The organism is Amycolatopsis sp. cmx-11-51 (genome assembly GCF_047608665.1).
Taxonomy (GTDB): domain Bacteria; phylum Actinomycetota; class Actinomycetes; order Mycobacteriales; family Pseudonocardiaceae; genus Amycolatopsis.
In genome coordinates this window covers 1553251-1575404 of record NZ_JADNQO010000001.1, presented here as the reverse complement: position 1 = coordinate 1575404, position 22154 = coordinate 1553251, and the positions used below count along the sequence as shown (strand labels likewise).

Here is a 22154-nt window from a genome sequence, read left to right as displayed (position 1 = left end):
CCCCGTAGGGTTGGGCCATGCGTGAGGCTTACCATGTCGAACTCGAACAGCTCGCCGAGAACCTAGCGAGCATGTCGCTCCAGGTCGCCGACGCGATGGAGCGGGCGACCCGGGCGTTGCTCGAGGTCGATCTCGGACTCGCCGAGCAGGTGATCAGCGACGACGCGAAGGTCGACGACGCGCGCGCCGAATGCGAGGAGCAGGCGTACGCGCTGCTGGCCCTGCAGGCACCCGTCGCGACCGACCTGCGGACCGTCCTCGCCGCGATCCACGCGGCGGAGAGCCTGGAACGGATGGGCGATCTGGCCCTGCACGTGGCGAAGGCCGCGCGGCGACGTCACCCCGAACCGGTCCTCCCCGACGCCGTGCGGGGCGACTTCGCCAAGATGGGCGAGGTGGCCGTCAAGCTGGCCAGGCAGGCCGAGCAGGTCATCAAGTCCAAGGACGTCGAGGCCGCCCGCACGATCGAGTCGGACGACGACGAGGTCGACGAGATCCACAAGCACCTGTTCACGGTCATCATGGACCGGAACTGGGACCACGGCGTCGCCGCGGCGGTGGACGTCACCCTGCTGGGCCGCTTCTACGAGCGCTTCGCCGACCACGCCGTCTCGGTCGCGCGCCGGATGATCTTCGTGGTGACCGGCAAGATGCCCGGCTACGGCCCCGACGAGCTGTAGGAGCTGAAGGGGACTTTCCCCGCATAAGACGTGACGAAGGGGCCCTTCACCGCATGTGACGCGGTGAAGGGCCCCTTCGTCACGTCGGCAGCCCGGGGCGCGTGAGGCGCCGGTGGTCGTGAGTGGCGATTCGGATCAGGGCCGAGGGTGGATTCTGGCTTCGGCTGGTCGCAGATCCGGTCCGTGAAGGCCCCTTCACTGCCTAGCGCAAGCGGGCCTTCAGGTACTTGAAACGTGAGCGAACGCCGAGTTCTCTTCGCTGAGCTGGGGGAAGGGGCCTTCACGTGCCCTTGATGGTGCTAGTGGTGCTGTCGGGAAGTCCCGGAGCAGGTGAGGGGAACTTCAAGGGACCCAGAGTCCCTCAAGGTGGCCTTCACGGACCACTGGTCAGGCGGCCAAGGGGTAGTGAAGGCCTCCCTCCTACGCTCAAGGTAGGGAAGGAGGCCTTCACTGGCTCTCTGGTCGCCACGCCCTTCCCAGGGGCTCGTGTACTCCAGATGACCAGGGCGCCGGTACCGAGTGGGTCCAGGTGGCCGACTCAGCCGAACCGGCCCGAGATGTAGTCCTCGGTCGCCTTCTCGTCCGGGTTCGAGAAGATCTTTTCGGTGTCGTTCAGCTCCACCAGGCGACCCGGCTGGCCGACGCCCGCCAGGTTGAAGAACGCGGTCTGGTCCGAGACCCGCGCCGCCTGCTGCATGTTGTGCGTCACGATGACGATCGTGTACTCCTTCTTGAGCTCACCGATCAGGTCCTCGATGGCGAGGGTCGAGATCGGGTCGAGCGCGGAGCACGGTTCGTCCATCAGCAGCACGTCCGGCCGCACGGCGATCGCCCGCGCGATGCAGAGCCGCTGCTGCTGACCACCGGAGAGGCTGCCGCCCGGCTTGTTCAGCCGGTCCTTGACCTCGTTCCACAGGTTCGCGCCGCGCAGCGCGCGCTCGGCGACCTCGTCGAGTTCCTTCCTGCCCTTGGTGCCGCCCAGCCGCAGGCCCGCCACGACGTTGTCGCGGATGGACATCGTCGGAAACGGGTTGGGCCGCTGGAAGACCATGCCGATCGTGCGGCGGACCTGCACCGGGTCGACCCCGGCGCCGTAGATGTCCTCGCCGTCGAGCAGCACCTCACCCTCGACGCGGGCGCCGGGGATGACCTCGTGCATACGGTTCAGCGTGCGCAGCACCGTCGACTTGCCGCAGCCCGAGGGGCCGATGAACGCGGTGACGTTCCGCGGCGGCACCGAGAGGGTGACGCCGTCCACGGCGTGGAATTTGCCGTAGTAGATGTCCACGTCTTTGACGTCGATTCGTTTGGCCATCTCAAACAGCTCACTTCTTCTTCGGGGCGACAAGACGGGCAAAGAGCATGGCGAGAAGGTTCACGACCGCGATGATCAGCACCAGGGTGAGCGCGGCACCCCAGATCCGGTCGAACGCGACGGTACCTTCGTCGAACGGGTTGCTGACCCGTTCGTTGTTCATCAGAAGCGGCAGAGCGGCCTGCTCGCCGCCGAAGATGTCCCAGTTCACGTAGGCGGAGTAGCCCACGAGGACCAACAGCGGCGCGGTCTCACCCATGACCCTGGCGAGCGCCATCATGATGCCGCCGATGATGCCGGACAGCGCGGTCGGCAGGACGATCTTCATGATCGTCTTCCACTTCGGCACGCCGAGCGCGTAGGAGGCCTCGCGCAGGTCGTCCGGGACGATCCGCAGCATCTCCTCCGAGGAGCGCACGACCACCGGGATCATCAGCAGCACCAGGGCGAGCGACACCGCGAAACCACTGCGCGGCAGGCCGAGGGTCGTGATCCACAGCGCGTAGATGAACAGTGCCGCGACGATCGACGGGACACCGGAAAGGATGTCCACCATGAACGTCGTGATCTTCGCGAGCTTGCCGCGGCCGTACTCGACCAGGTAGATCGCGACCAGCATGCCGATCGGGACCGCGATGATCGCGCAGACCAGGCCCTGCAGCACCGAACCGATGACCGCGTGCAGCACGCCGCCGCCGACCTCGTCCGACAGTACCGAGCCGAAGTCCTCGGTCCACCAGTTGCTGAAGGGGAGCCGCTTGACGCCGTTGATGACCACCGTGGCGAGCAGCCACACCAGCGGCACGACGGCGATCAGGAAGGACAGCCAGATCAGGACCGTCGCGAGGCCGTTCTTGGTCTTCCTCGCGAGGCTGACCTGCTGGAAGGCGGGGGTGATGGCGGGGGTCTTCTCGAGCGTGGTGGACATGCTCAGTCCCCCTTCTTGGCGATGATGGACCGCGCGGCGAAGTTGACGATGAACGTCAGCAGGAACAGCACCAGGCCCGCCGCGATGTACGCGCCAGCCGAGATCTCGTTGTTGAGCTCCGCGTAGTCCGCCGCGATCTTCGAGGCGAACGTGGCGCCGCCGTCGAAGAGGCTGAAGGTGAACTCGCGGCCCACGGCGCCGGTCAGGATGATCGCGAGCGCGATCGTCTCGCCGAGCGCGCGGCCGAGGCCGAGCATCGAAGCGCCGATGTAGCCGGCCTTGCCGAACGGCAGGACCGTGGTGCGGATGACCTCCCAGCGGGTGGCGCCCAGCGCCAGCGCGCCTTCGATGTGCGGGGTCGGGGTCCGCTCGAACACCTCACGCGACAGCGAGGTGATGATCGGCAGGATCATCACGGCGAGCACGATGCCCGCGGTGAAGATCGTGCCGCGCATGTCCGGCGAGACGTTGCCCGCCGCGAAGATCGGGATCCACGAGAAGGTGTCGTTGACCCATTGGGAGAAGGGCTCGATCGTCGGCGCGAAGACCATCAGGCCCCACAGGCCGTAGATGATCGAGGGGACCGCGGCGAGCAGGTCGATCACGTAGGCGAAAGACCGCGCGAGCCGCTTCGGCGCGTACTGCGTCAGGAAGAGGGCGATTCCGAGCGAAATCGGCATCGCGATGATCAGCGCCAGCAACGCGCTGTAGACGGTGACCAGCAGCAGGCCCATGATGCCGAACTTCATGTCGTTCGGTTCGGTCTGCCAGGTCTGGCTGGTCAGGAAGTTCACGTTGTCGGCCTGGAGCGCCGGGATGGCCTGCACCAGCAGGAACAGCCCGATCAGGCCGATCAGCGAGACGACGAAGACGCCGGCTCCGGTGGTCAGGAACTGGAAGATGCGGTCACCGGGTCGCACCGTCCTGGAATTGGGGCTCGCGAGTTGCACCGAGGACTTCTCGGGCGGTGACGCGGCAGGTTGCTCCGAAATCGGGTCCTCCGTGAAGGTCTCGCGGACGCCAGAACGCCCACCGGGGTCGCCGGTGGGCGTTCTGGGCGAAGACGAATCGCTCATCGACTACTTCTGTCCAGCCTGTCTTTACTGATCAGCCTGAGGTTGGCAACAGGGTCAGGCGATGGCCTTGACAGCGGTCAGGACCTTGTCCTGCAGGCTCTGCGGGATCGGCACGTAGCCCTTGTCCGACAGCGGCTTCTGGCCGTCGGTGGCGGCGACCGTCAGGAAGGCCTTGACGGCCTTGGCGACCTCGGCGTCGGCGTACTTGGAGCAGACGATCTCGTAGGTGGCGAGAATGACCGGGTAGGCGCCGGCGACGTTGCTGGAGTAGATCGAGTCCAGGTCCAGCGCGAGGTCGTTGCTGCCCTCCTTCTTGAACTTCGCCGCGTCGAGGGACTTGGCGACGTTCTCGGCGGTGAGCTCGACACCGCCGGAGCCGCTGTCGATCAGGGCGGCGCTGAGGCCTTCCTTCGCGAAGGCGGACTCGACGTAGGTGATGGCGCCATCGGTGGCCTTGACCGCGCTGGCCACACCGTTGGACTTCTCGGCACCGTTACCGACGCCACCGTTGAACTTCTTGCCGTCGCCCTGGGTCCAAGCGCCCTTCGAAGCGACCTTCAGATACTTCTGGAAGTTGTCCGTGGTGCCCGACTCGTCGGTGCGGGAGATGACCTGGATCGCCTTGTCCGGCAGGTTGACGCTCTCGTTGCCCTTGAGCGCCTTGATGGCCGGGTCGTTCCACTTGGTGATGCCGCCGTTGAAGATCTTGGCGGTGACCTCGGGGGTCAGGGTCAGCTTGTCGACGCCGGAAACCTTGTACGCGACCGCGACCGGGCCGATGACGAGCGGGAGGTTCCACGCGTCGGAGGCGCAACGGGCCTTGGCCTTGTCGGCCTCCTCGCCGGACTTGAGCGGCGAGTCGGATCCGGCGAAGTCGACCTGGTTGCCGTTGAACTGCTTGACGCCGGCGCCCGAACCGCTGGGGTTGTAGTTCACCTTCTGGCCGGAGCACTTGGCGGCGTAGGCCTGCACGAAGATGTCGATCGCGGTCTTCTGCGCGGACGACCCCTCTGCCGAAAGCGGGTTCTTGCCGCCGCATTCGACGTCGGCCGTGCCGCTGGGCGCGGAAGCGGCACCCGAGCTCTCGGGCTTGGTCGCCGCCGGGTCGGATCCACAGGCGCCGAGCACGAGGGCGGCGCTAGCCACGATGCCGATCGCGCCCGCGGGCCGCATGATCTTCACTGCATTTCCTCCACTGGGAGACTTTCGCCGGATCGGTGGAACGGGAACGTTCCTGCCGGATCCGGACACTAGGCACTGACAGTGGACAGGTGGCCGTCACAGGGTGAACGAAAGGTGAACAAGGCGCCCGATGTGAGCAGCGCGACTACTCCGAACGTGGACCGTGTCCGGCCCGTGACCTGCGCGTTTGCTCTCCGTGACCGGTCAAGAGCCAGAAGTGTGAACCCGATTACCGAGCGTACTGAACGTCGACCTCGTATCGGGTGAAGCCGAGCTTCGAATAAACGGCGAGCGCCGGGGCGTTGTCGCCCTCGACGTACAGGATCACCTGACCCAGCCCGCGATCGCGGAGATACCGCAGTCCGGCGAGCGTGAGTGCCTTCCCGAGGCCGCCGCCCTGCGCGTCCGGATCGATGCCGACGACGTAGACCTCGCCAGCGGGTTCACCGCCGAACCGGCCGGGAACCGCCTCGTGGACCTTCGTCCAGTGGAAGCCGACGACCTCGCCGTCCTGCTCCGCGAGGAAGAAGCCCTCGGGGTCGAACCAGTCTTCCTTCTCGGTCGCGCGGACCTCGTCGGCGGTCAGAGCGCCCTGCTCGGGATGCCAGTCGAAGGCACGCGCGTTGACGCGGACCATCGCTTCCTCGTCCTGACCGGGAACGAAGGTGCGCAGCTCGATCCCTTCGCGCGTCACGGGTTCCGGCCAGTCGGCGGCTTCCGTGTCGGCGTGCAGGATCAGCAGTTCGCGAGCGCGCTCGAAGCCTTCGGTCCCGGCGATGTGGACGGCGGCGGGGTGATCACCGTGCGCCCAGACACGCAGCGGATTCCCTTCGACGTGGTCGACGAGCGCCTTGGTGAGCGCTCTGCCATGACCGGAGCGGCGGTGCGCGGGGTGGACGAACAGTTCGGCGACCTGGTTGCCGTGCGAGTCACCTCCGGTGTCCAGGTGCGCGTACGCGACCAATTCGCCGTCGAGGTGCCCCAGGAGGTGTTGCCCACCGGGGAAACCGGTGTCCAGGGGATCGCCGTCGGCCTCGCGCACGGCGAGGAGGAAGCGGCGGATCTCTTCCGTTTCCGGTTCACCGGTCCACAGCAGATCGAGCATGAAACCGACAGTACTAGGGAACCCTGTTCACGCCCGGACGTCTTGTCAGACAGGAGAGGAAGGGATTCAGTGCGCGGAAAGCTCGCTCGGCTCGTAGACGCTCGCGTCCGGGGCGATGGCCTGCTGCTGCTTCGCCGCGGCACCCTTGGCCGGCCGCTCGAACTTGTAGCCGACGTTGCGCACGGTTCCGATCATCTGCTCGTGCTCCGGCCCCAGCTTCGCGCGCAGGCGCCGCACGTGGACGTCGACCGTGCGCGTGCCACCGAAGAAGTCGTAACCCCAGACCTCCTGCAGGAGCTGGGCACGGGTGAACACCCGGCCGGCGTGCTGAGCGAGGTACTTGAGGAGTTCGAACTCCTTGTAGGTGAGTTCGAGAGTGCGCTTGCGGAGCTTCGCGGTGTATGTCGCTTCGTCGATCACCAGCTCGCCGACGCGGAGTTCGGCGTCCACCTGCGCGGAGCCGCCGTCGCGGGTGGTGACCAGCCGCAGCCGGGCGTCTACCTCGGCGGGACCGGCCGTCGGGAGCAGGATGTCGTCGGTGCGCCATTCCGCGCTGACCGCGACCAGACCGCCTTCACCGACAACGGCGATGATCGGCGTGGAGGCCTCGTCCTCACCGGCGCCCTTGAGCAGACGGCAGAGGCTCTTCGCGGAGGCGAGATCGCTGCGGGCGTCGAGGACGATGACGTCGCGGTGGCCGGCGTCGAGCAGCGCGGTCACTTCCGGAGCACGGACGCGTACGGTGTGCGGCAACAGATCCAGGGCGGGCAGCACCGTGGTGGCATCTGCTTCCGCGGTCAGTACCAGAAGGTCCAGGCTCATCGCCGCACCGCCTTCACTCGTAGTCGCCTCGAACGTGGCTACAGCCGGTGCTTAGCGAGAATAGCGGGTGAACAGCCGGACACCTACCCCGTGCTGGATCGATCACACCTGGCCAAAGAGGGATACGAAGGAGATTTGACGCGATGGTGAGCAGGCCCGTGGCGTACGACGGACGACCGTCTCCCGGCCGGTCCGCCAGGCGACCGAAGCGGCGTGGCCGAGGCTGGCTCATCGCCCTCGCGGTGCTGCTGGTACTGCTGGTCGGAGCCGATTTCGGGGCGGCTGCGTACGCCGAGCACACGATCTCCCAGAAGACCCGCGAACAGCTGGGGCTGAAGAACGATCCGGCGGTCACGGTGCACGGTTTCCCGTTCCTGACACAGGCCCTCTCCGGTGACTACAGTCACATCACCATCAACGCCCAGGGCGTCGCCGTTCCGCCGAGGTTGAACGATGTGGACTTCAACGCCGACATGAGCGACGTCACGGCGCCGCTTTCCGACCTGATGAACGGCAACACCAAGTCGATCGTCATCGGCACGCTCAAGGGCGAGGTGACGATCAAGGCCGCGGACATCGCGCGGCAGTCGCCGCTGGACAAGATCCAGAACCTGAAGATCGAGCCGGTCACCGAGGACTACGTCCGCGACGGCGACAGCGGGCAGGGCGAAACGAAGCCCACGACGACCACGAACGAGAACGGTGAGCCGGTGGATTCCGCCAGCGCCGGGATCCGGCTGTCCGGCAACGTGCAGATCAACAGCCAGAAGATCGAGATCTTCTGCTTCGCGATGATCGAACTGGACGGGCAGAAGATCCGTCTCGAGCCGAAGCGGCTGCAGTTCGGGAATGACAAGGAGACCACCGTCGTTCCCCAGGCGGTGCAGGAACTGCTGCTGCCGAACTTCAACGCGACCATCGACACCGGCGCCATGCCGTTTTCGGTGACCCCGACGTCGGTGCGGGTGAACAGCGGCTCGGTGACCATCAAGGGTGAGGGCAAGAACGCCGCCTTCAGCGGAGCGAAGCCGCAGGGTTGATTTCAAGACAGGGTTGATTCGACGCAGAGGTGATCTCGCATGACCGGGGTGTGGGTGCTGCTGGGCGTTCTGGTGCTCGGCGCGGTGGTGGGCGCGTTGTTGCGGGCACGCAACGGCCGCGTGCGCGCGGCGAAGTCCAGCGCGTCCACACTGCCCGGTCGGGTCTCGGACGCCCTCGCGTCCGAAGGTGTCACCCTGATCCAGATCTCCACCACGTTCTGCGCGCCGTGCCGCCACACGCGCGCCATCCTGTCGGTTCTCGCGGAGAAAACCGACGGCCTCACCCACGTCGATCTGGACGTCACCGAGACCCCGGAAGTCGCGCAAGCACTTTCCGTGTTGCGGACTCCGACGACGCTGGCCTTGACACCGGACGGCCGGGAGGTCTTCCGCGTCGGCGGCGTTCCCCGAGGTCAGGAGCTTCTCGAAGCCCTGAAGCCGCACCTGGCGAACGTCTGATCCCGAATTTCGGGAAGCGTCCCAAGGTGTGAACACGGTTCCCAACCTGAGGGAGCTCTGCGTACCCTCGTGCCCGTGAACAGGCTGCCCCGAACCTTGCTGACCCAGCGCCGCGCAGTGGATCTGTGCCGTGTTCGCAGCAGCCTGTGTCCGGCTCGGCCCGGCGTTCGCTGAACCACGCCCGCGTACCCATCGGGCACGCGCTTTTTTCCCTCTCGTTCGCAGGAGGATCCATGTCCGCAGGACCGGCCGTCGACCCCCGTGGTCCGCGTTTCGCCGCCATCCTGACGACGATCGTGCTCGCGGTCGTGCTCATCACCCAGTGGTGGCCACTGCTCGCGGCGCAGGCGGTGGTGTTCGCGATCGGCGCCTTCATCGGCCTGAAGCCGGCGCCGTACTCCCTGGTCTACCGCTACCTGGTCGCGCCGCGCCTCGGCTCGACGACCGAACGGGAAGACGCCGCGCCGCTGCGGTTCGCGCAGGCCGTCGGCTTCGTGTTCGCCGTCGTCGGCACCGTCGGCTTCGCCGCCGGTCTGACCGCGCTCGGGTTCGTCGCGACGGCGTTCGCGTTGTTCGCCGCCTTCCTCAACGCGGCGTTCAACTTCTGTCTCGGTTGCGAGATGTACCTGCTCATCAAGCGTTTCAGCCCCAGCCCGCGCGCGTTCTGAACCCCAGAAAGAGAGTCAGCTCCATGAGCCGTGAAGACGTCCTGGTCACCACCCAGTGGGCCGAGGAGAACCTGGACACCCCTGGTGTCGTGTTCATCGAGGTCGACGAGGACACGACCGCGTACGACAACGGACACCTCCGCGGTGCGGTGAAGTTCGACTGGCGCAAGGACCTGCAGGACGGGGTCCGCCGCGACTTCGTCGACAAGGAGGGCTTCGAGAAGCTCCTGTCGGAGAAGGGCGTCTCGAACGACGACCGCGTCGTCCTCTACGGCGGCAACAACAACTGGTTCGCCGCATACGCGTACTGGTACTTCAAGCTCTACGGCCACGAAAACGTGCAGCTGCTCGACGGCGGCCGCAAGAAGTGGGAGCTCGACGGCCGTGAGCTGAACTCGGAAGAGGTCAAGCGCGAGGTCACCACGTACGAGGCCAAGGAGCAGGACCTGTCGATCCGCGCGTTCCGCGACGAGGTCGTCCAGGCCATCGGCGGCAGCAACTTCGTCGACGTGCGTTCGCCCGACGAGTTCTCCGGCAAGCTGCTCGCCCCGGCGCACCTTCCGCAGGAGCAGTCCCAGGTCCCTGGCCACATCCCCGGTGCGCTGAACGTCCCGTGGGCGAAGGTCGCCAACGAGGACGGCACCTTCAAGACCGAGGAAGAGATCAAGGAGCTGTACTCCGACGAGGGCCTCGACGAGTCGAAGTCCACGATCGCGTACTGCCGGATCGGTGAGCGCTCGTCCATCGCGTGGTTCGCGCTGCACGAGCTCCTCGGCTACGACGCCGTGAAGAACTACGACGGTTCATGGACGGAATACGGCTCGCTCGTCGGCGTGCCGGTCGAGTTGGGAGCCAAGTGATGGTGGCAGACGACAGCTGCGGCGCGCCGGTCCAGGAGGCCACGCCCGCTGATTACGACACCCGCGGCCAGGTCGTGCTGGCAGGCACGGTGACCGGGGCGGAAGGACCCGTCGGCGGCGCCTTCGTGCGGTTGCTGGACGGCGGCGGCGACTTCACCGGCGAGGTCGTCTCGTCGGCCGACGGCGACTTCCGCTTCTACGCGGCTCCCGGCGACTGGACGGTGCGCGTGCTGCATCGCTCCGGCAACGGCGAAGCCTCCGTCACCGCTCACGGACCCGGCGTGCACCAGCTCCAGGTCTCCGTCGCCTAAGACGGGCCGAAGGGGCCCTTCACCGCTCCATCCATGCCCCGGCGCCGCCCTCAACTGAGGCGCTGCGCGCCCGGCCTGGATTCCAGCGGTGAAGGGCCTCTTCGCTGCGTCTGATGCGGGGAAAGTCCCCTTCAGCTCCTGTGTGCACTGCCACGCACCCTGCGCAAGGCCGTCTGAGCAGGTAGCGACTAAAGTGCGTGTCGTGGAGATCCTGTTTACGACCCTGCTGGTGCTCGCCGGCGTCGCGATCACCTGGTTCGCCGTGTACGTCGTCTACCGGCTTTACGCGGACCAGCGCTGACCCATGACGGCGAGTGGCGACGAGGCCATCCAGGCCGCGGAGAAGCGCGCGGAAAACACGCGCGAACGTAACCTCCCGCAGTTCGACGACATGCCCGTCCCGGGCGACACGGCGAACCTGCGCGAGGGCCCAAACCTCAATGACGCCTGTCTGGCGCTGTTGCCGCTGGTCGGTGTCTGGCGCGGCGAAGGCGAGGTCGACTACCCGACCATCGAGGGCCCGCGCCGGTTCGGCATGCAGCTGACCATCGCGCACGACGGGCGCCCCTTCCTCACGCACGAGGCTCGCGCCTGGCTGCTCGACGAGGACGGCAACGTCATCCGCCCGGCAGCGCGCGAATCCGGGTTCTGGCGTCCGCAGGCCGACGACACGATCGAACTGCTGCTGACCCACAACACCGGCATCATCGAGCTCTTCTACGGCAAGCCGCGTGGCAAGGCCTCGGTCCCAGCCTGGGAACTGGGCACCGACGCCGTCGTCCGCTCTTCGACGGCCAAGGACGTCACGGCGTCCCAGCGGCTTTACGGCATCATCAACGGCGAACTCGGCTACGTCGAGGAACGCGCCATGATGGGCCAGGAACTCCAGCCGCACACGTCGGCGCTGCTGCGTCGCGTGGTGGGCTGACCTTCTCCCGTGCGGTGGCGTGCCTACGGCGAGCACGCCGCCCTGCTCGACTGTGCTTCCCTGAGCCAGACGATCGCGGCACACGCCACGGTCTCGTCCTCGCGGCCACCCGGTATCGCCGAACTCGTCCCCGGCGCCCGGAGCCTGCTCGTGGTGGAAACCCCGGGCTCGGGTGCCCTCGCGGCCGTCCGTGAACTCCTGTCCGGCGCCGATCTCGAACATCCGCCCGACGGCGAACCCCGCGAAATCACCCTGGACGTCACCTACGACGGCGAAGATCTCGAACTCGTCGCCCAGGACGCCGGAGTGTCCACTGAGGACGTCGTTCGGTTGCACACCGATGCCGTCTACACCGTGGCGTTCACCGGGTTCGCGCCCGGTTTCGGCTATCTGACAGGACTTCCCGAGTCACTACGGCAGCCGCGGTTGTCCACTCCGCGCACTCGCGTGCCGCCGGGTTCGGTCGGCATCGCGGGCGAGTTCACCGGGGTGTACCCGCGCGTCTCGCCCGGTGGCTGGCGGCTGATCGGCCACACCCGGACCGTCCTGTTCGACCCGCGCGCCGACCCGCCCGCGTTGCTGGCGCCTGGCGACCGGGTCCGGTTCCGGAGCGCCCGATGAGGACCCTCGAAGTGGTCGAGACCGGCCCGCTCGCACTGGTCCAAGACCTCGGCAGGCCCGGTTACGCGCATCTCGGTGTCCCGCCGTCCGGAGCGCTGGACGTCCCGGCGCTGAAACTGGCCAACCGGCTCGTCGGCAACGACGAAGCCGCCGCGGGCATCGAGTGCCTGTTCGGCGGGCTACGGCTGCGCGCGAAGACGTCCTGCACGGTCGCGGTGACCGGCCCCGTGGTCGTCGTCGAAGTCGACGGACACGCCGTCGGATCGCACGCGCCGGTGTGGCTGGCGCCGGGTCAGGTTGTGGAGATCGGCGCGCTCGCCACCGGATTGCGGTGCTATCTGGCGGTTTCCGGTGGAATCGCGGTCGGCACCGAACTCGGCAGCCGGTCGCGGGACGTCCTCTCGGAGATCGGTCCCGCGCCGCTCCGGGCGGGCGATGTCCTCCCGCTCGGCACACCGTCCGGTGTGGCTCAAGGCGCCGACGTCGTGCTGCCAACGGCGGCCGCGGCGGAGTTGGTCGTGCCGGTCGAGCCAGGTCCGCGGGCGCATTGGTTCGAGGGCCTGGAAGCCGGGCTCGCGAAGACGTGGACGGTGACGGCGGAATCCAACCGCGTCGGTCTCCGGCTCGACGGGACTCCTTTGGCGCGCGAGGACGAATACGCCGAAAAGGAACTCCCGAGCGAAGGCCTGCTGACCGGCGCCATCCAGGTCCCGCCGAACGGGCTGCCGGTCGTGTTCTTGGCGGATCATCCAACTACCGGCGGTTATCCGGTGGCGGCCGTGGTGAGACGGGCGTCACTCCCGGCGCTCGCGCAGGCCCGTCCCGGAACCCTTCTCCGCTTTCACTCGTCCACGAGGGTGTGGAAAAGGTAACGGTCGACGGTGGCACAGGTGTCATCGACACGAATTCGGTCCCCACCCAACCAGAACTGCCCCAGTCACTGCGGATCGCGCTCGCCACGGGGCAGATGCGACGACCTCTCGGCGACACGCTGCGCCCGCTCCTCGATCTCTTCGCCGACGGCAAGTACCAGGTCGCCGGACCGGAACGGCTGGCGGAAGACCGCTATCTGACCCCGAGCGCCGACTGGCCGCCCGCCGACGCCTCCCGGGTCGGCTACTACCGGACGGCGATCAAGAGCGGGCACCGGCCGGTCGCGGTCGTGCTGGAAACCGCAGACGCGGCGGTGATCCTCGACGGGCACCACAAGATCGCGGCCTATCGCGAAGAAGCGATCCTGCCGCACCTGCTGATCATCAGCCCGCTCGGCTGATGGGCGACCCGCGGTTCCGCGACGAGGTCTTTCGCACCATCGCCAAGCTGCGCGCGACGCTCAGCTGAACGCGTATTCGCTCTCGTAGGCGGCGGCCAGTTCGGCGTGGATCGCGCTGGAGTCGCTCAGCGCGACGCCGTCGAGTGTGTGCACCTTGGTCAGCTTGCGGACCGACGAGGCGAGGAACAGCCCCTCGCCCTCGCTGAGGTCCTTGACCTGGAGCGGCTCGACCTTGATCGACCAGCCCGCCCGCTCGGCGCCGCGGAACAGCGCCGCCTGCGTCGTCCCCGGCAGGATGCCGATGCTCGCCGGCGGCGTGTGGAGCGTCTTGTCCTTCGCGAGGACGACGGTCGAAGTCGGCCCTTCGAAGACCGAGCCGTTGGCGGCGGTGAAAATCACATCGCTCGCGCCACGGCGGGCGGCCTCCCGCAGCGCGGCCATGTTGACGCCGTACGAAATCGACTTCGCGCCCAGCAGGAGCCACGGCGCGCGGTCGGCGAGTTCGGGCTCGATCCCTCGTTCGAGGGTGATCGCCGCGACGCCTTCGACACGGGCGCGGAGGACCTTCTCGTCGATCTCCACACCGAGCGCGAACCCGAACGGCTTCGCTTCCGGGTCACCGTCGATTCCCCTGGTATACACCAGTTTCAGGGCGATCTCCGAGCTGGCGGACCAGTTGTCGATGACGGTCTGCGCGGCACGCTCCCAAGCCGCGAGGTCCGGCTCAGGCAGGTCGAGCATGGCCGCGGAACGGGCCAGTCGCTCGAGATGCGGGCGAAGCTCGCGAGGTCGCCCGTCGACGACGAGGATCGTCTCGAACACGCCGTCGCCGCGAAGCAGTCCCAGGTCGTCTACTCGCAGGTGGGCGGCCTCGGGGTCGGCCAGGGTCCCGTCGAGGAAGGCAAGCACGCGCATACGGACACGGTACTCACTAGCATGGGTTTCATGCCCTACCGCTCCCCCCTGCTCGAGCTTCCCGGACCGATCGCGGCACCCGACGGGCATCCTGAAGAGGGTGTCCCGTGGCATTGGGGAGACCCCTTCGCCGAGCAACGGACGGCGACGCGCGGCGCGGTCGTGATCGACCGTTCGCACCGCGAGATCCTGGCCGTGACCGGGGAAGAACGGTTGTCCTGGCTGCATTTGGTGATCTCGCAACACGTCACCGGGCTCGCCGAAGGCACCGGCACGGAGGCGCTCGTCCTGGACAGCCATGGCCGGGTGGACACCCACATGGTGGTCGCGCACGCGGACGGAACGGTGTGGCTGGACAGCGACCGGGGCGCGGTCGCGTCCAGCGCGTTGCCGTCCGGTGGCAAGCAGACTCTGCGCGAGTACCTCGAAGCGATGAAGTTCTGGTCCAAAGTGGACATCCGCGATGTCTCCGGCGAACTGGCACTGGTGACCGTCCTCGGCCCCGACGCGGACCGAGTGCTGGCCACCGTCGATGTTTCCTTGAGCCCGGACCCTTACTCGGTCGTGTCACTCCCCGGTGGCGGCTTCGCGCGGCGGATGCCGTGGCCGGGACGGAACAGCGCCGACCTCGTCGTGCCCCGCGCCGAACTGGCCGACTGGTGGCGCCGCCTCACCGACGCGGGCGCGCGACCGGCGGGCAGCTGGGCGTTCGACGCGCTGCGGGTCGAGTCACTGCGGCCGCGACTGGGAATCGACACCGATGAGCGCACGATCCCGCACGAGGTGAACTGGGTCGACTCCGCGGCGCATGTGGCGAAGGGCTGCTACCGCGGGCAAGAGACCGTCGCGAAGGTCCACAACGTCGGGCGGCCGCCGCGGTACATGGCGCTGCTGCACCTGGACGGTTCGCCGGAGATCACGCCGGAAACCGGTGACCCGGTGGTCCTCGGGGAGCGGACCGTCGGGCGTGTCGGCAGTGTCGTGCAACACCACGAACTGGGACCGATCGCGCTGGCGCTGGTCAAGCGCTCGACGCGACCAGGTGCGGAACTGCTGGTCGGTGCCGAGGACCGCGTCGTGCAGGCGGCCATCGACCCGGACTCCGTTCCGGCTGAGGCCCCCGCTCCTGGCCGGGAGGCCGCTCAGCGGCTGCGAGGCTGACGTTTCGGGGGCTTGGGGGGCTTTGGGGCTTTGGGGGGCTTCGCTGGGCTGGCTTCGCTAGGGCGGCTGACCGGTGGTTCGTGAGGGCCACCTTGAGGGACTCTGGGTCCCTTAAAGTTCCCTTCACCTGCTCCGGGACCGCCGCTTGCACCATCGAAGGCGCATGAAGGCCCCCTTCCCTCGGCTCAGCGGAGGAAAGTCGCGTTCGCCCACGTTCCAAGTACATGAAGGACGCTTTCCCCGCATCTCACGCGGCGAAAGCCCCCTTGGCCCTGACCTCACCCAGTTATCCACAACTCTGCCCACCTGTGGACAAACTCGCCGACCAGCACTTTTCCACCCCCACCCCCGGTAAACTGGACCAGGGGCCGCCCCCGGGACGGGTGGGGGGCGCTCTGGAGGTGACCGAAAGAGCAGGGGAGGTAGGCGGGAGGGGCGAAGATCCTTGTGGTATCACGCCCTGCGGAACATTTCCGCTGGAGCGCGATAAGCTACGCGGGTGATCGAAGTCCGGCCCGGTGGTCGCCGTCGTATCGACCGCGTGCTCGGCCCTGGGTATCTCAGCGACCTCGGCGAGCTGACCCTTTCCGTGCTGCGCGAGCGCCGTGACGAGGCCGCGCAGGAGGAGACCGACCTGTCGTACCTGCGGCGTTTGCTGCACGCGCGGATCGACATCGTCCGGGCCGAGCAGGAGCGTCGCAGTTCGGGTGGCGAGAGCAGTGTGGTCGAGCGGCTGGCCGCGATCCTGGCGGACAACGCGATCGGCCCGGCCACGGGTTCGGGCAGGCATCAGCGGCTGGAGCCGTCCCGGGCGGGCGAGCACCGGCGGTTCGCCGAAGCGCTCATCGGTGACACGGATCTTTCCGACGTCAGCACGCTCTCGGACGGGAAGCTGGTCAACGCCCTCAACAGGTACGCCGACGAAGAGGTCTCCGTGTCGTCGTACCGCCGCGAGGTGCAGGGCGTGATGGACACGATCAACGCCGAGATCGCGACCCGCTACCGCCAGGGCACGGCGTCGGTCGACGACTTGCTCGACACCGAACGTGGCGGCTCCGAGTGACGAATCCCGTCTTGGTCGAGGTCGTCCGGTCCGGTTTCGTGGAGAGCACGCACCGGGGCGCGTTGGTGATCACCGCCCCGGACGGGTCGGTGCGGTTCTCCGCGGGCGACATCGAGCGACCGGTTTACCCGCGCTCGTCCAACAAACCGCTGCAGGCCGTCGGGATGCTGCGCGCCGGCCTCACCATCAGCGACCAGGATCTCGCGTTGGGCTGCGGATCGCACAACGGCGAGCCCGGCCATGTCGAGGGCGCTTTGTCGATGCTTTCCCGAGCGGGCCTGACCGAGGACGCGCTGGCCTGCCCGCCCGCCTTCCCGTTGCACGAGCCGAGCATGCTCGCCGTGGCCGCGACGGGGAAACGCCGCGCCTCGATGAACTGCTCCGGCAAGCACGCCGCGATGCTCACGACCTGCGCCCAGCTCGGCTGGTCCACCGAGGACTACGCGGCCGCGACCCATCCGCTGCAGAAAGTCATCCAGGCCACCGTCGCCGATCTCACGAGCGAGCCGATCGAAACGGTCGGTGTCGACGGGTGCGGCGCCCCGCTGTTCGCGTTCTCCCCTCACCGGGCTCGCCCGCTCGTTCGGCAGGCTGGTCACCGCGATGGGCGGGCCGGACCGTCGGGTCGCGGACGCCGTCCGCGCGCATCCGTGGCAGGTCGCGGGCACCGGCCGCGAGGACACCGCGCTGATGACCGGCGTCGAGGGTCTGCTCTCGAAGGGTGGCGCCGAGGGAGTGCACGCGTTCGCCCTCCCCGACGGCACCGCGCTGGCACTGAAGATCGATGACGGTGCCGCGCGGGCACGGCTCCCGCTGCTGCTCGCGACCCTGCGCCACCTCGGCATCGACCCCGGCGACGAAGCCGCGGACCTCGCGCGCGACGCGGTGCTGGGCGGCGGGAAGCCGGTCGGCGAACTGCGTGTCACCGCGGGTCTCTTCGACTAGTTCGCGCGTTCCCGCGCGGCCAGGTCGCCCCAGAAGTCCCGCAAGTCGGCGAACAGTTCGGCCAGCTCGTCGACGTTGCCGGTGCGGAGCGCGTCGAGGATGTCGTGCACCTCTTCGGCGGTCGTGTCGGCTTGAAGGATCGAGTCGGCGAAGAGCTGCACGAGACCGCCGTAGTCGAGTTCGACCGCGGAGCCGGGGTGGAAGCTGTCGAGCCAGCGTCGCGTCTCGAGCAGCACCCGGCCGGGCGCTGAATCACCGAAGGTCGCTTCGAGCAGGTCACCGACCTCGCGGGCCCGATGCCGGGCGTCGGTGATGGAGACCCGCCAGGACACCTCGCGCTCGGGGTCGTCGCGGCCCTTGCCCAGCTTGACCCGGCGCATCCCTGGATCGAACAGCACGAACCACGGGAGCGGGACGGTCCACGTCGTCGAGAGCGTGTGCGACGCCGAGGCGGACAGGTCGCCGATGGCGGACTTCGCCCGCGAGCGGATCATGTCGAGCGAAGCGCCGCCCGCGTCGAGCACCGCGTTCTTCAGCGCCGGATGCGCGTCACCGAGGAAGGTCACCAGCGCCGCGGCCGAGCGGGCGCGGATCTCCATCGGGCACAGCAGCGGTCCCGGTCCGGCGTCGCCGTGCTCACCTTCCGGAACGTCTTCGGGGTCGAGGACGAGGACGTCGGTGACGAGGCTGGGCGCGGCCCGGCCGTCCGCGAGCTCGGCGGGCAGCAACCGTCCGACATGCTGTGACTTGAGCCACAGTGACTGCTCGCGTTCGCCCGCGGCCGAACGATCGAGCCGGGCCGCTTCGATGGCCTCCAGCAGGCGTTCGTCCGGTGGATCGCCCAGCGCGAGCAGGGGCTCATAGACGCGGAGATAGGCCGCGAACGGACGGGGCACACGAGCATCGTGACACGCCGACCTGCGACTATCGCCACCGACCGGCCGGTAACCGGCGTCCGGTGAACACTGTCGCCACCGGCACACCGTGCCACGTCGCATCCAACCCCCCGGGCACGGTACGGTGTCAGCAGGAAATAATTGTCGAGACGATGCGGGGCCGCCGATTCCCCCGGCCGCCCCGCCCCTGTGCGAGGGGGTCGAGCCATGGGGCGCGGCCGGGCTAAGGCCAAGCAGACGAAGGTGGCGCGTGAGCTCAAGTACAGCTCGCACGAAACCGACTTCGATGCTTTGCAGCGCGAGCTGTCCAGTAGTTCTTCGGATTACGGGCATGAGGACGACAAGCGGGAAGACGACGACCCGTACGACGGGTACGACGAATACCGCCGCTGAGCAGGCGTGACACGCGAGGGTGGCACGGGTTGAACCCCGTGGTCCACCCTCGCGTGTCGCGTGCTGCCCAAAATACGGAAGAGGTGCCATGTCCGACGTATCGCGAGTAGGTGTGATCGGAGCCGGGCTCATGGGCTCCGGCATCGCCGAAGTGCACGCGCGTGCCGGTCTCGACGTGATCGTCACCGAGGTGAGCCAGCCGGCGCTGGACTCCGGGCGGGCGCGGATCGAGAAGTCGCTGCAACGCGGCGTCAAGAGCGGGAAGCTGTCGCAGGAAGACGCCGACGCGGCGCTCGGACGGGTTCGCTTCACCACCGAGATCGGCGAGTTCGCCGACCGCGACCTCGTGATCGAGGCCATCCTGGAACAGGAGCAGGCCAAGGTCGAAGTGTTCCGGTCGCTGGACAAGATCGTCGAGCGTGAGGATGCCGTGTTCGCGTCCAACACCTCGTCGATCCCGATCATGAAACTCGGGATGGCGACCAACCGCCCGCAGCAGGTGGTCGGCATCCACTTCTTCAACCCGGTCCCGGTGCTGCCGCTAGTCGAGCTGGTGCCTTCGCTGCTGACCAGCGACGACACCGCCCGCCGCGCGGAGGAGCACGCGACGACGGCGTTGCACAAGACGGTGATCCGGTCGCAGGACCGCGCCGGATTCATCGTGAACTCGCTGCTCGTGCCGTATCTGCTTTCGGCGATCCGGATGATCGAGTCGGGCTTCGCGTCGGCGGAGGACATCGACCGCGGCATGGAGCTGGGCACCGCGCACCCGATGGGCCCGCTGCGGCTGTCGGACCTGATCGGCTTGGACACCATCAAGGCGATCGCGGACTCGATGTACGCCGAGTTCAAGGAGCCGCTGTACTCCTCACCGCCGCTGCTGTTGCGCATGGTCGACGCCGGCTTGCTCGGCAAGAAGACCGGCCGCGGGTTCTACAGCTACTCCTGATCCGCAACTTTCGTACCGGCGGGCGACCACTTGTTCGGCTGTCCGTGCAACCGGTGTCCCCTGTTGCATGGACGGCATGAACGAGCACACGCGTCGTAAGGCAATCACTGTCGCCGGGCTGACCGGCCTCACCGGACTCGCCACCGCGGGTTCGGCGTCCGCGGGTCAACGCCGTGGAGTACCGACTTTCGTGTTCGCCGCGGGTGCGAACGGCGTCTCCGGCGTCCCGAACGAACTCGTGCTGCGCGGTTACCGCTGCGTCGGCGTCGACCTGCCGGGCCAGCGGCCGACAGACGCCCAGTTCCGGCTGTCCTACCAGGCTCCACAGGACCTGGCGGCGTTCGCGACCGAACCGTCGCCGCTGGCCGGGGTGACCGTGGCCGACCACATCGCCGCGACCGTGGAAACCGTCCGCCGGGCGGCCGCGCTCGGGCCGGTCGTGCTCGTCGGCGCCAGCATCGGCGGCGCGGCGATCAGCCTGGTCGCGAACCAGGTGCCGCGGCTGATCGACCTGCTGGTCTACGACACCGCGTTCTGCTGCGGCACGCTGCCCACTCCGGGTCACTACCTGCAGACCGACGAGGGTAAGACGACGCAGGTCATGGCGTTGCTGGAGTTCATGGCAGCCGACCCAGCGGTGGTCGGGGCGTTCCGTTCGAACTGGCGTATCGCCGACCCGGTGCGCCTGGCGAAGGCGAAAGAGGCCTTCATGAGCGACAGCACCGACGCCGAGTTTCACACGTTCCTGAACTCGATGATGCCGGACGAACTCCCCGGCAAGGGCGACGTCGATTCCCGCGGTGACCTGCGCACTTGGGGGCACATCCCGCGCGTGTACGTCCGGCACCTGCGGGACAACATCATCCCGCTCGCGTTGCAGGACCGGATGATCCGGGAGGCCGACGAGCGCACCCCCCGCAACCGGTTCCGGGTCTTCGACCTCGATACCGCGCACGTTCCGACCTCGGCCAAGCTGGGCGAACTCCTGGACCTCTACGACCGGGTTGCCCGGCCTCTCCTGCGCAATTAGTGCTGTAGTTGCGCCGTGCAAGGATCGCATTTAGAGGACTAATCGCGGGGGTGGGGCAGCGCCGGGAGCAAGCATCGGCACACCTAGACTCGGGGTCGTGGGACAGGGACAGCTGCGCGCGGGTCTGGTCGGTGCCGGTCCGTGGGCGAAGACGGTGCACGCGCCGGGCCTCGCCGATCACCCGGGTACGACGTTGAGCGCGGTCTGGGCCAGGCGCCCTGAAGCGGCCGCGGAGCTGGCGGAGGCGCACGGCGCCGAGGCCGTCGGCAGCTTCGAAGAGCTGCTCGACCAGGTGGACGCGGTCGCGTTCGCCGTGCCACCCGCCGTTCAGGCGGAGCTGGCGGTCAAAGCGGCCGAGGCGGGCAAGCACCTCATCCTGGAGAAGCCGATCGCCGCGGATCTCGACGGCGCGCGGCGGCTCGCGGACGCGGTCGAGGCCGCCGGCGTGGTCGGTCTCGTGGTCCTGATCTTGCGTTACTCGCCGATGACCCGGGACTGGCTCGACGGGATCAAGGAAGCGGGCGGGTGGCGAGGCGGCGGCGCGCGCTGGCTTTCGGGCGCGCTGCTCGGCGGGCAGTACCGGGATTCGGCGTGGCGACACGACTCCGGCGCGCTCGCCGACATCGGCCCGCACGCGTTCGATCTACTGGACGCGGCGCTCGGTGAAATCACCGACGTGCTCGCCGCCAACCGGACCGACGACGATCTGTGGCAGGTGCTGTTCGCCCACGCGGGTGGCGCGACCAGTACGGCGACCCTGTCGCTGCGGATGCCGATCCAGCCGACGGTCGTCGAAGTGACCGTTTACGGGGAGCACGGCTACCGCACGTTAGGGCGGAAACCGGGTTCCGCCGATGAGTCGTACACCGCGCTCCTGGACGATTTCGCCGCGATGGCCGCGAGCGGAACGACCTCGCACCCGTGTGACGTGCGTCGCGGACTGCACCTGCAGAAACTGATCGAACGCGCACGCGAACTCGCCGGGCACGGCAAGTAGTACACAGGTCCCTTACGAAGCTTTCCCTTATACGGCAACGCCCTCTCTCTGCCGCTTCACAGTTGTCCACAGGTTGTCCACAGGCTCCATTGTGGACGTTCACCGCCCTGACCCAAGCACGGGAAAGCCCTTTCCGCTACCGGAAAAGATCACCTCTTAGCGCGGTCGCCTCGCATACCGAGTCGATCTTTCGTTGACGATCACCGCGATTCCGTTCGCGTTACCCGGTTGGCCGGTGCTCGCGGGTATCGACGGCGGAGACAAGCCGACCGCTCCTCCGCCTCGGCGACCACCGCTGTGGACATGGCGCTTGTGCTGGTCTGCTTCCTGGGCGTTGTGCCTGGTCACGATGCCGGTGACCGACGCGCAGGGCAGCAGGCTGGACCTCGAACCCGGCACCGACCTGCGCCTCGCGCCGAGCGACAGCGCCGTGGTCGGCGCCGCCCGCGAGGCCGGTAAACCACTTGACCGCCGTGCGAAGGTGATCGCGAAAGCCCTGCCTACGGGCTTTGTCCAGTCAAGAAAGAGGGATGCCTC

The 22154-nt window shown here is 67.9% G+C and carries 24 protein-coding genes and 1 pseudogene; 17 read left to right on the top strand and 8 right to left on the bottom strand.

Going from position 1 to position 22154, the window contains the following annotated elements:
• The first annotated feature begins 17 nt into the window (after positions 1-17).
• A complete protein-coding gene (gene phoU, locus ACM6LU_RS07950; protein WP_414936881.1) occupies positions 18-680 on the top strand; it encodes a phosphate signaling complex protein PhoU in 663 nt (220 codons plus the stop codon).
• Between the two features lie 538 nt (positions 681-1218).
• On the opposite strand, the gene pstB is transcribed toward phoU, so the two are convergent.
• The 6 genes from pstB to ACM6LU_RS07920 all read right to left on the bottom strand — a co-directional run bounded on the left by pstB (position 1219) and on the right by ACM6LU_RS07920 (position 7108).
• Entirely contained in the window at positions 1219-1995 is a 777-nt protein-coding gene (gene pstB / locus ACM6LU_RS07945; protein ID WP_414936880.1) for a phosphate ABC transporter ATP-binding protein PstB, read from the bottom strand.
• Between the two features lie 10 nt (positions 1996-2005).
• Positions 2006-2923: a phosphate ABC transporter permease PstA gene (gene pstA, locus ACM6LU_RS07940; protein ID WP_414936879.1), complete on the bottom strand. Its 918-nt coding sequence runs from the start codon at positions 2921-2923 to the stop codon at positions 2006-2008.
• A 2-nt stretch (positions 2924-2925) separates the two neighbouring features.
• Positions 2926-3843 (bottom strand): phosphate ABC transporter permease subunit PstC, encoded by a 918-nt coding sequence (pstC, locus tag ACM6LU_RS07935; protein ID WP_409496639.1) that lies wholly within the window; start codon positions 3841-3843, stop codon positions 2926-2928.
• A gap of 210 nt (positions 3844-4053) precedes the next feature.
• Positions 4054-5181, bottom strand: a complete 1128-nt coding sequence (gene pstS, locus ACM6LU_RS07930; RefSeq protein WP_414936878.1) for a phosphate ABC transporter substrate-binding protein PstS — start codon at positions 5179-5181, stop codon at positions 4054-4056.
• 229 nt (positions 5182-5410) lie between these two features.
• A complete protein-coding gene (gene mshD / locus ACM6LU_RS07925; protein WP_414936877.1) occupies positions 5411-6286 on the bottom strand; it encodes a mycothiol synthase in 876 nt (291 codons plus the stop codon).
• 66 nt (positions 6287-6352) lie between these two features.
• The gene (locus ACM6LU_RS07920) at positions 6353-7108 is read right to left on the bottom strand and encodes a winged helix-turn-helix transcriptional regulator (protein ID WP_414936876.1); all 756 of its coding nucleotides are present in this window, start codon (positions 7106-7108) and stop codon (positions 6353-6355) included.
• A gap of 143 nt (positions 7109-7251) precedes the next feature.
• On the opposite strand from ACM6LU_RS07920, the gene ACM6LU_RS07915 reads away from it, so the two are divergent.
• From ACM6LU_RS07915 to ACM6LU_RS07875, 9 genes are all read left to right on the top strand, one after another.
• Positions 7252-8148: a DUF2993 domain-containing protein gene (locus ACM6LU_RS07915; RefSeq protein ID WP_414936875.1), complete on the top strand. Its 897-nt coding sequence runs from the start codon at positions 7252-7254 to the stop codon at positions 8146-8148.
• Positions 8149-8187: 39 nt separating this feature from the next.
• Complete coding sequence (locus ACM6LU_RS07910) at positions 8188-8607, top strand: TlpA family protein disulfide reductase (RefSeq protein WP_414936874.1); 420 nt, start codon at positions 8188-8190, stop codon at positions 8605-8607.
• Positions 8608-8840: 233 nt separating this feature from the next.
• Positions 8841-9275, top strand: coding sequence for a DUF4395 domain-containing protein (locus ACM6LU_RS07905; RefSeq protein WP_414936873.1), 435 nt, complete (start codon positions 8841-8843; stop codon positions 9273-9275).
• Positions 9276-9298: 23 nt separating this feature from the next.
• On the top strand, positions 9299-10135 hold the full coding sequence (locus ACM6LU_RS07900) for a sulfurtransferase (protein WP_414936872.1): 837 nt from the start codon (positions 9299-9301) through the stop codon (positions 10133-10135).
• A complete protein-coding gene (locus ACM6LU_RS07895) occupies positions 10135-10446 on the top strand; it encodes a DUF1416 domain-containing protein (RefSeq protein ID WP_414936871.1) in 312 nt (103 codons plus the stop codon). The genes ACM6LU_RS07900 and ACM6LU_RS07895 overlap by 1 nt, the downstream gene beginning before the upstream one ends.
• Positions 10447-10750: 304 nt before the next feature.
• The gene (locus ACM6LU_RS07890) at positions 10751-11374 is read left to right on the top strand and encodes an FABP family protein (RefSeq protein WP_414936870.1); all 624 of its coding nucleotides are present in this window, start codon (positions 10751-10753) and stop codon (positions 11372-11374) included.
• 9 nt (positions 11375-11383) lie between these two features.
• A complete protein-coding gene (gene pxpB / locus ACM6LU_RS07885; RefSeq protein WP_414936869.1) occupies positions 11384-11995 on the top strand; it encodes a 5-oxoprolinase subunit PxpB in 612 nt (203 codons plus the stop codon).
• The gene (locus ACM6LU_RS07880; protein ID WP_414936868.1) at positions 11992-12867 is read left to right on the top strand and encodes a biotin-dependent carboxyltransferase family protein; all 876 of its coding nucleotides are present in this window, start codon (positions 11992-11994) and stop codon (positions 12865-12867) included. The genes pxpB and ACM6LU_RS07880 overlap by 4 nt, the downstream gene beginning before the upstream one ends.
• Positions 12855-13268: a hypothetical protein gene (locus ACM6LU_RS07875; protein ID WP_414936867.1), complete on the top strand. Its 414-nt coding sequence runs from the start codon at positions 12855-12857 to the stop codon at positions 13266-13268. Before ACM6LU_RS07880 ends, ACM6LU_RS07875 begins: the two co-directional genes overlap by 13 nt.
• A 60-nt stretch (positions 13269-13328) precedes the next feature.
• Here ACM6LU_RS07875 and ACM6LU_RS07870 read toward each other — a convergent pair whose 3' ends face one another.
• Positions 13329-14183 carry an aminodeoxychorismate lyase gene (locus tag ACM6LU_RS07870; protein WP_414936866.1) on the bottom strand — a complete coding sequence of 285 codons (855 nt, stop codon included), beginning with the start codon at positions 14181-14183 and terminating at the stop codon, positions 13329-13331.
• 30 nt (positions 14184-14213) lie between these two features.
• Here ACM6LU_RS07870 and ACM6LU_RS07865 point away from each other — a divergent pair, with 30 nt between their 5' ends.
• The 3 genes and pseudogenes from ACM6LU_RS07865 (at position 14214) to ACM6LU_RS07855 (ending at position 17352) form a co-directional block, all read left to right on the top strand.
• Entirely contained in the window at positions 14214-15344 is a 1131-nt protein-coding gene (locus tag ACM6LU_RS07865) for a YgfZ/GcvT domain-containing protein (RefSeq protein ID WP_414936865.1), read from the top strand.
• A gap of 499 nt (positions 15345-15843) precedes the next feature.
• Positions 15844-16407 carry an aerial mycelium formation protein gene (locus ACM6LU_RS07860; protein ID WP_414936864.1) on the top strand — a complete coding sequence of 188 codons (564 nt, stop codon included), beginning with the start codon at positions 15844-15846 and terminating at the stop codon, positions 16405-16407.
• Positions 16404-17352, top strand: a pseudogene (locus ACM6LU_RS07855) (asparaginase). Before ACM6LU_RS07860 ends, ACM6LU_RS07855 begins: the two are co-directional and overlap by 4 nt.
• Here the strand turns inward: ACM6LU_RS07855 and ACM6LU_RS07850 are convergent.
• Complete coding sequence (locus ACM6LU_RS07850; RefSeq protein ID WP_414936863.1) at positions 17349-18248, bottom strand: hypothetical protein; 900 nt, start codon at positions 18246-18248, stop codon at positions 17349-17351. The pseudogene ACM6LU_RS07855 and the gene ACM6LU_RS07850 overlap by 4 nt on opposite strands.
• 207 nt (positions 18249-18455) lie before the next feature.
• Here ACM6LU_RS07850 and ACM6LU_RS07845 point away from each other — a divergent pair, with 207 nt between their 5' ends.
• From ACM6LU_RS07845 to ACM6LU_RS07830, 4 genes are all read left to right on the top strand, one after another.
• Positions 18456-18641 (top strand): DUF3073 domain-containing protein, encoded by a 186-nt coding sequence (locus ACM6LU_RS07845; RefSeq protein WP_076156206.1) that lies wholly within the window; start codon positions 18456-18458, stop codon positions 18639-18641.
• An 88-nt stretch (positions 18642-18729) separates the two neighbouring features.
• Positions 18730-19590: a 3-hydroxybutyryl-CoA dehydrogenase gene (locus ACM6LU_RS07840; protein ID WP_414936862.1), complete on the top strand. Its 861-nt coding sequence runs from the start codon at positions 18730-18732 to the stop codon at positions 19588-19590.
• A gap of 76 nt (positions 19591-19666) precedes the next feature.
• Entirely contained in the window at positions 19667-20620 is a 954-nt protein-coding gene (locus ACM6LU_RS07835) for an alpha/beta fold hydrolase (protein ID WP_414936861.1), read from the top strand.
• 97 nt (positions 20621-20717) lie between these two features.
• On the top strand, positions 20718-21617 hold the full coding sequence (locus ACM6LU_RS07830; protein WP_414936860.1) for a Gfo/Idh/MocA family protein: 900 nt from the start codon (positions 20718-20720) through the stop codon (positions 21615-21617).
• Positions 21618-22154: the final 537 nt, after the last annotated feature.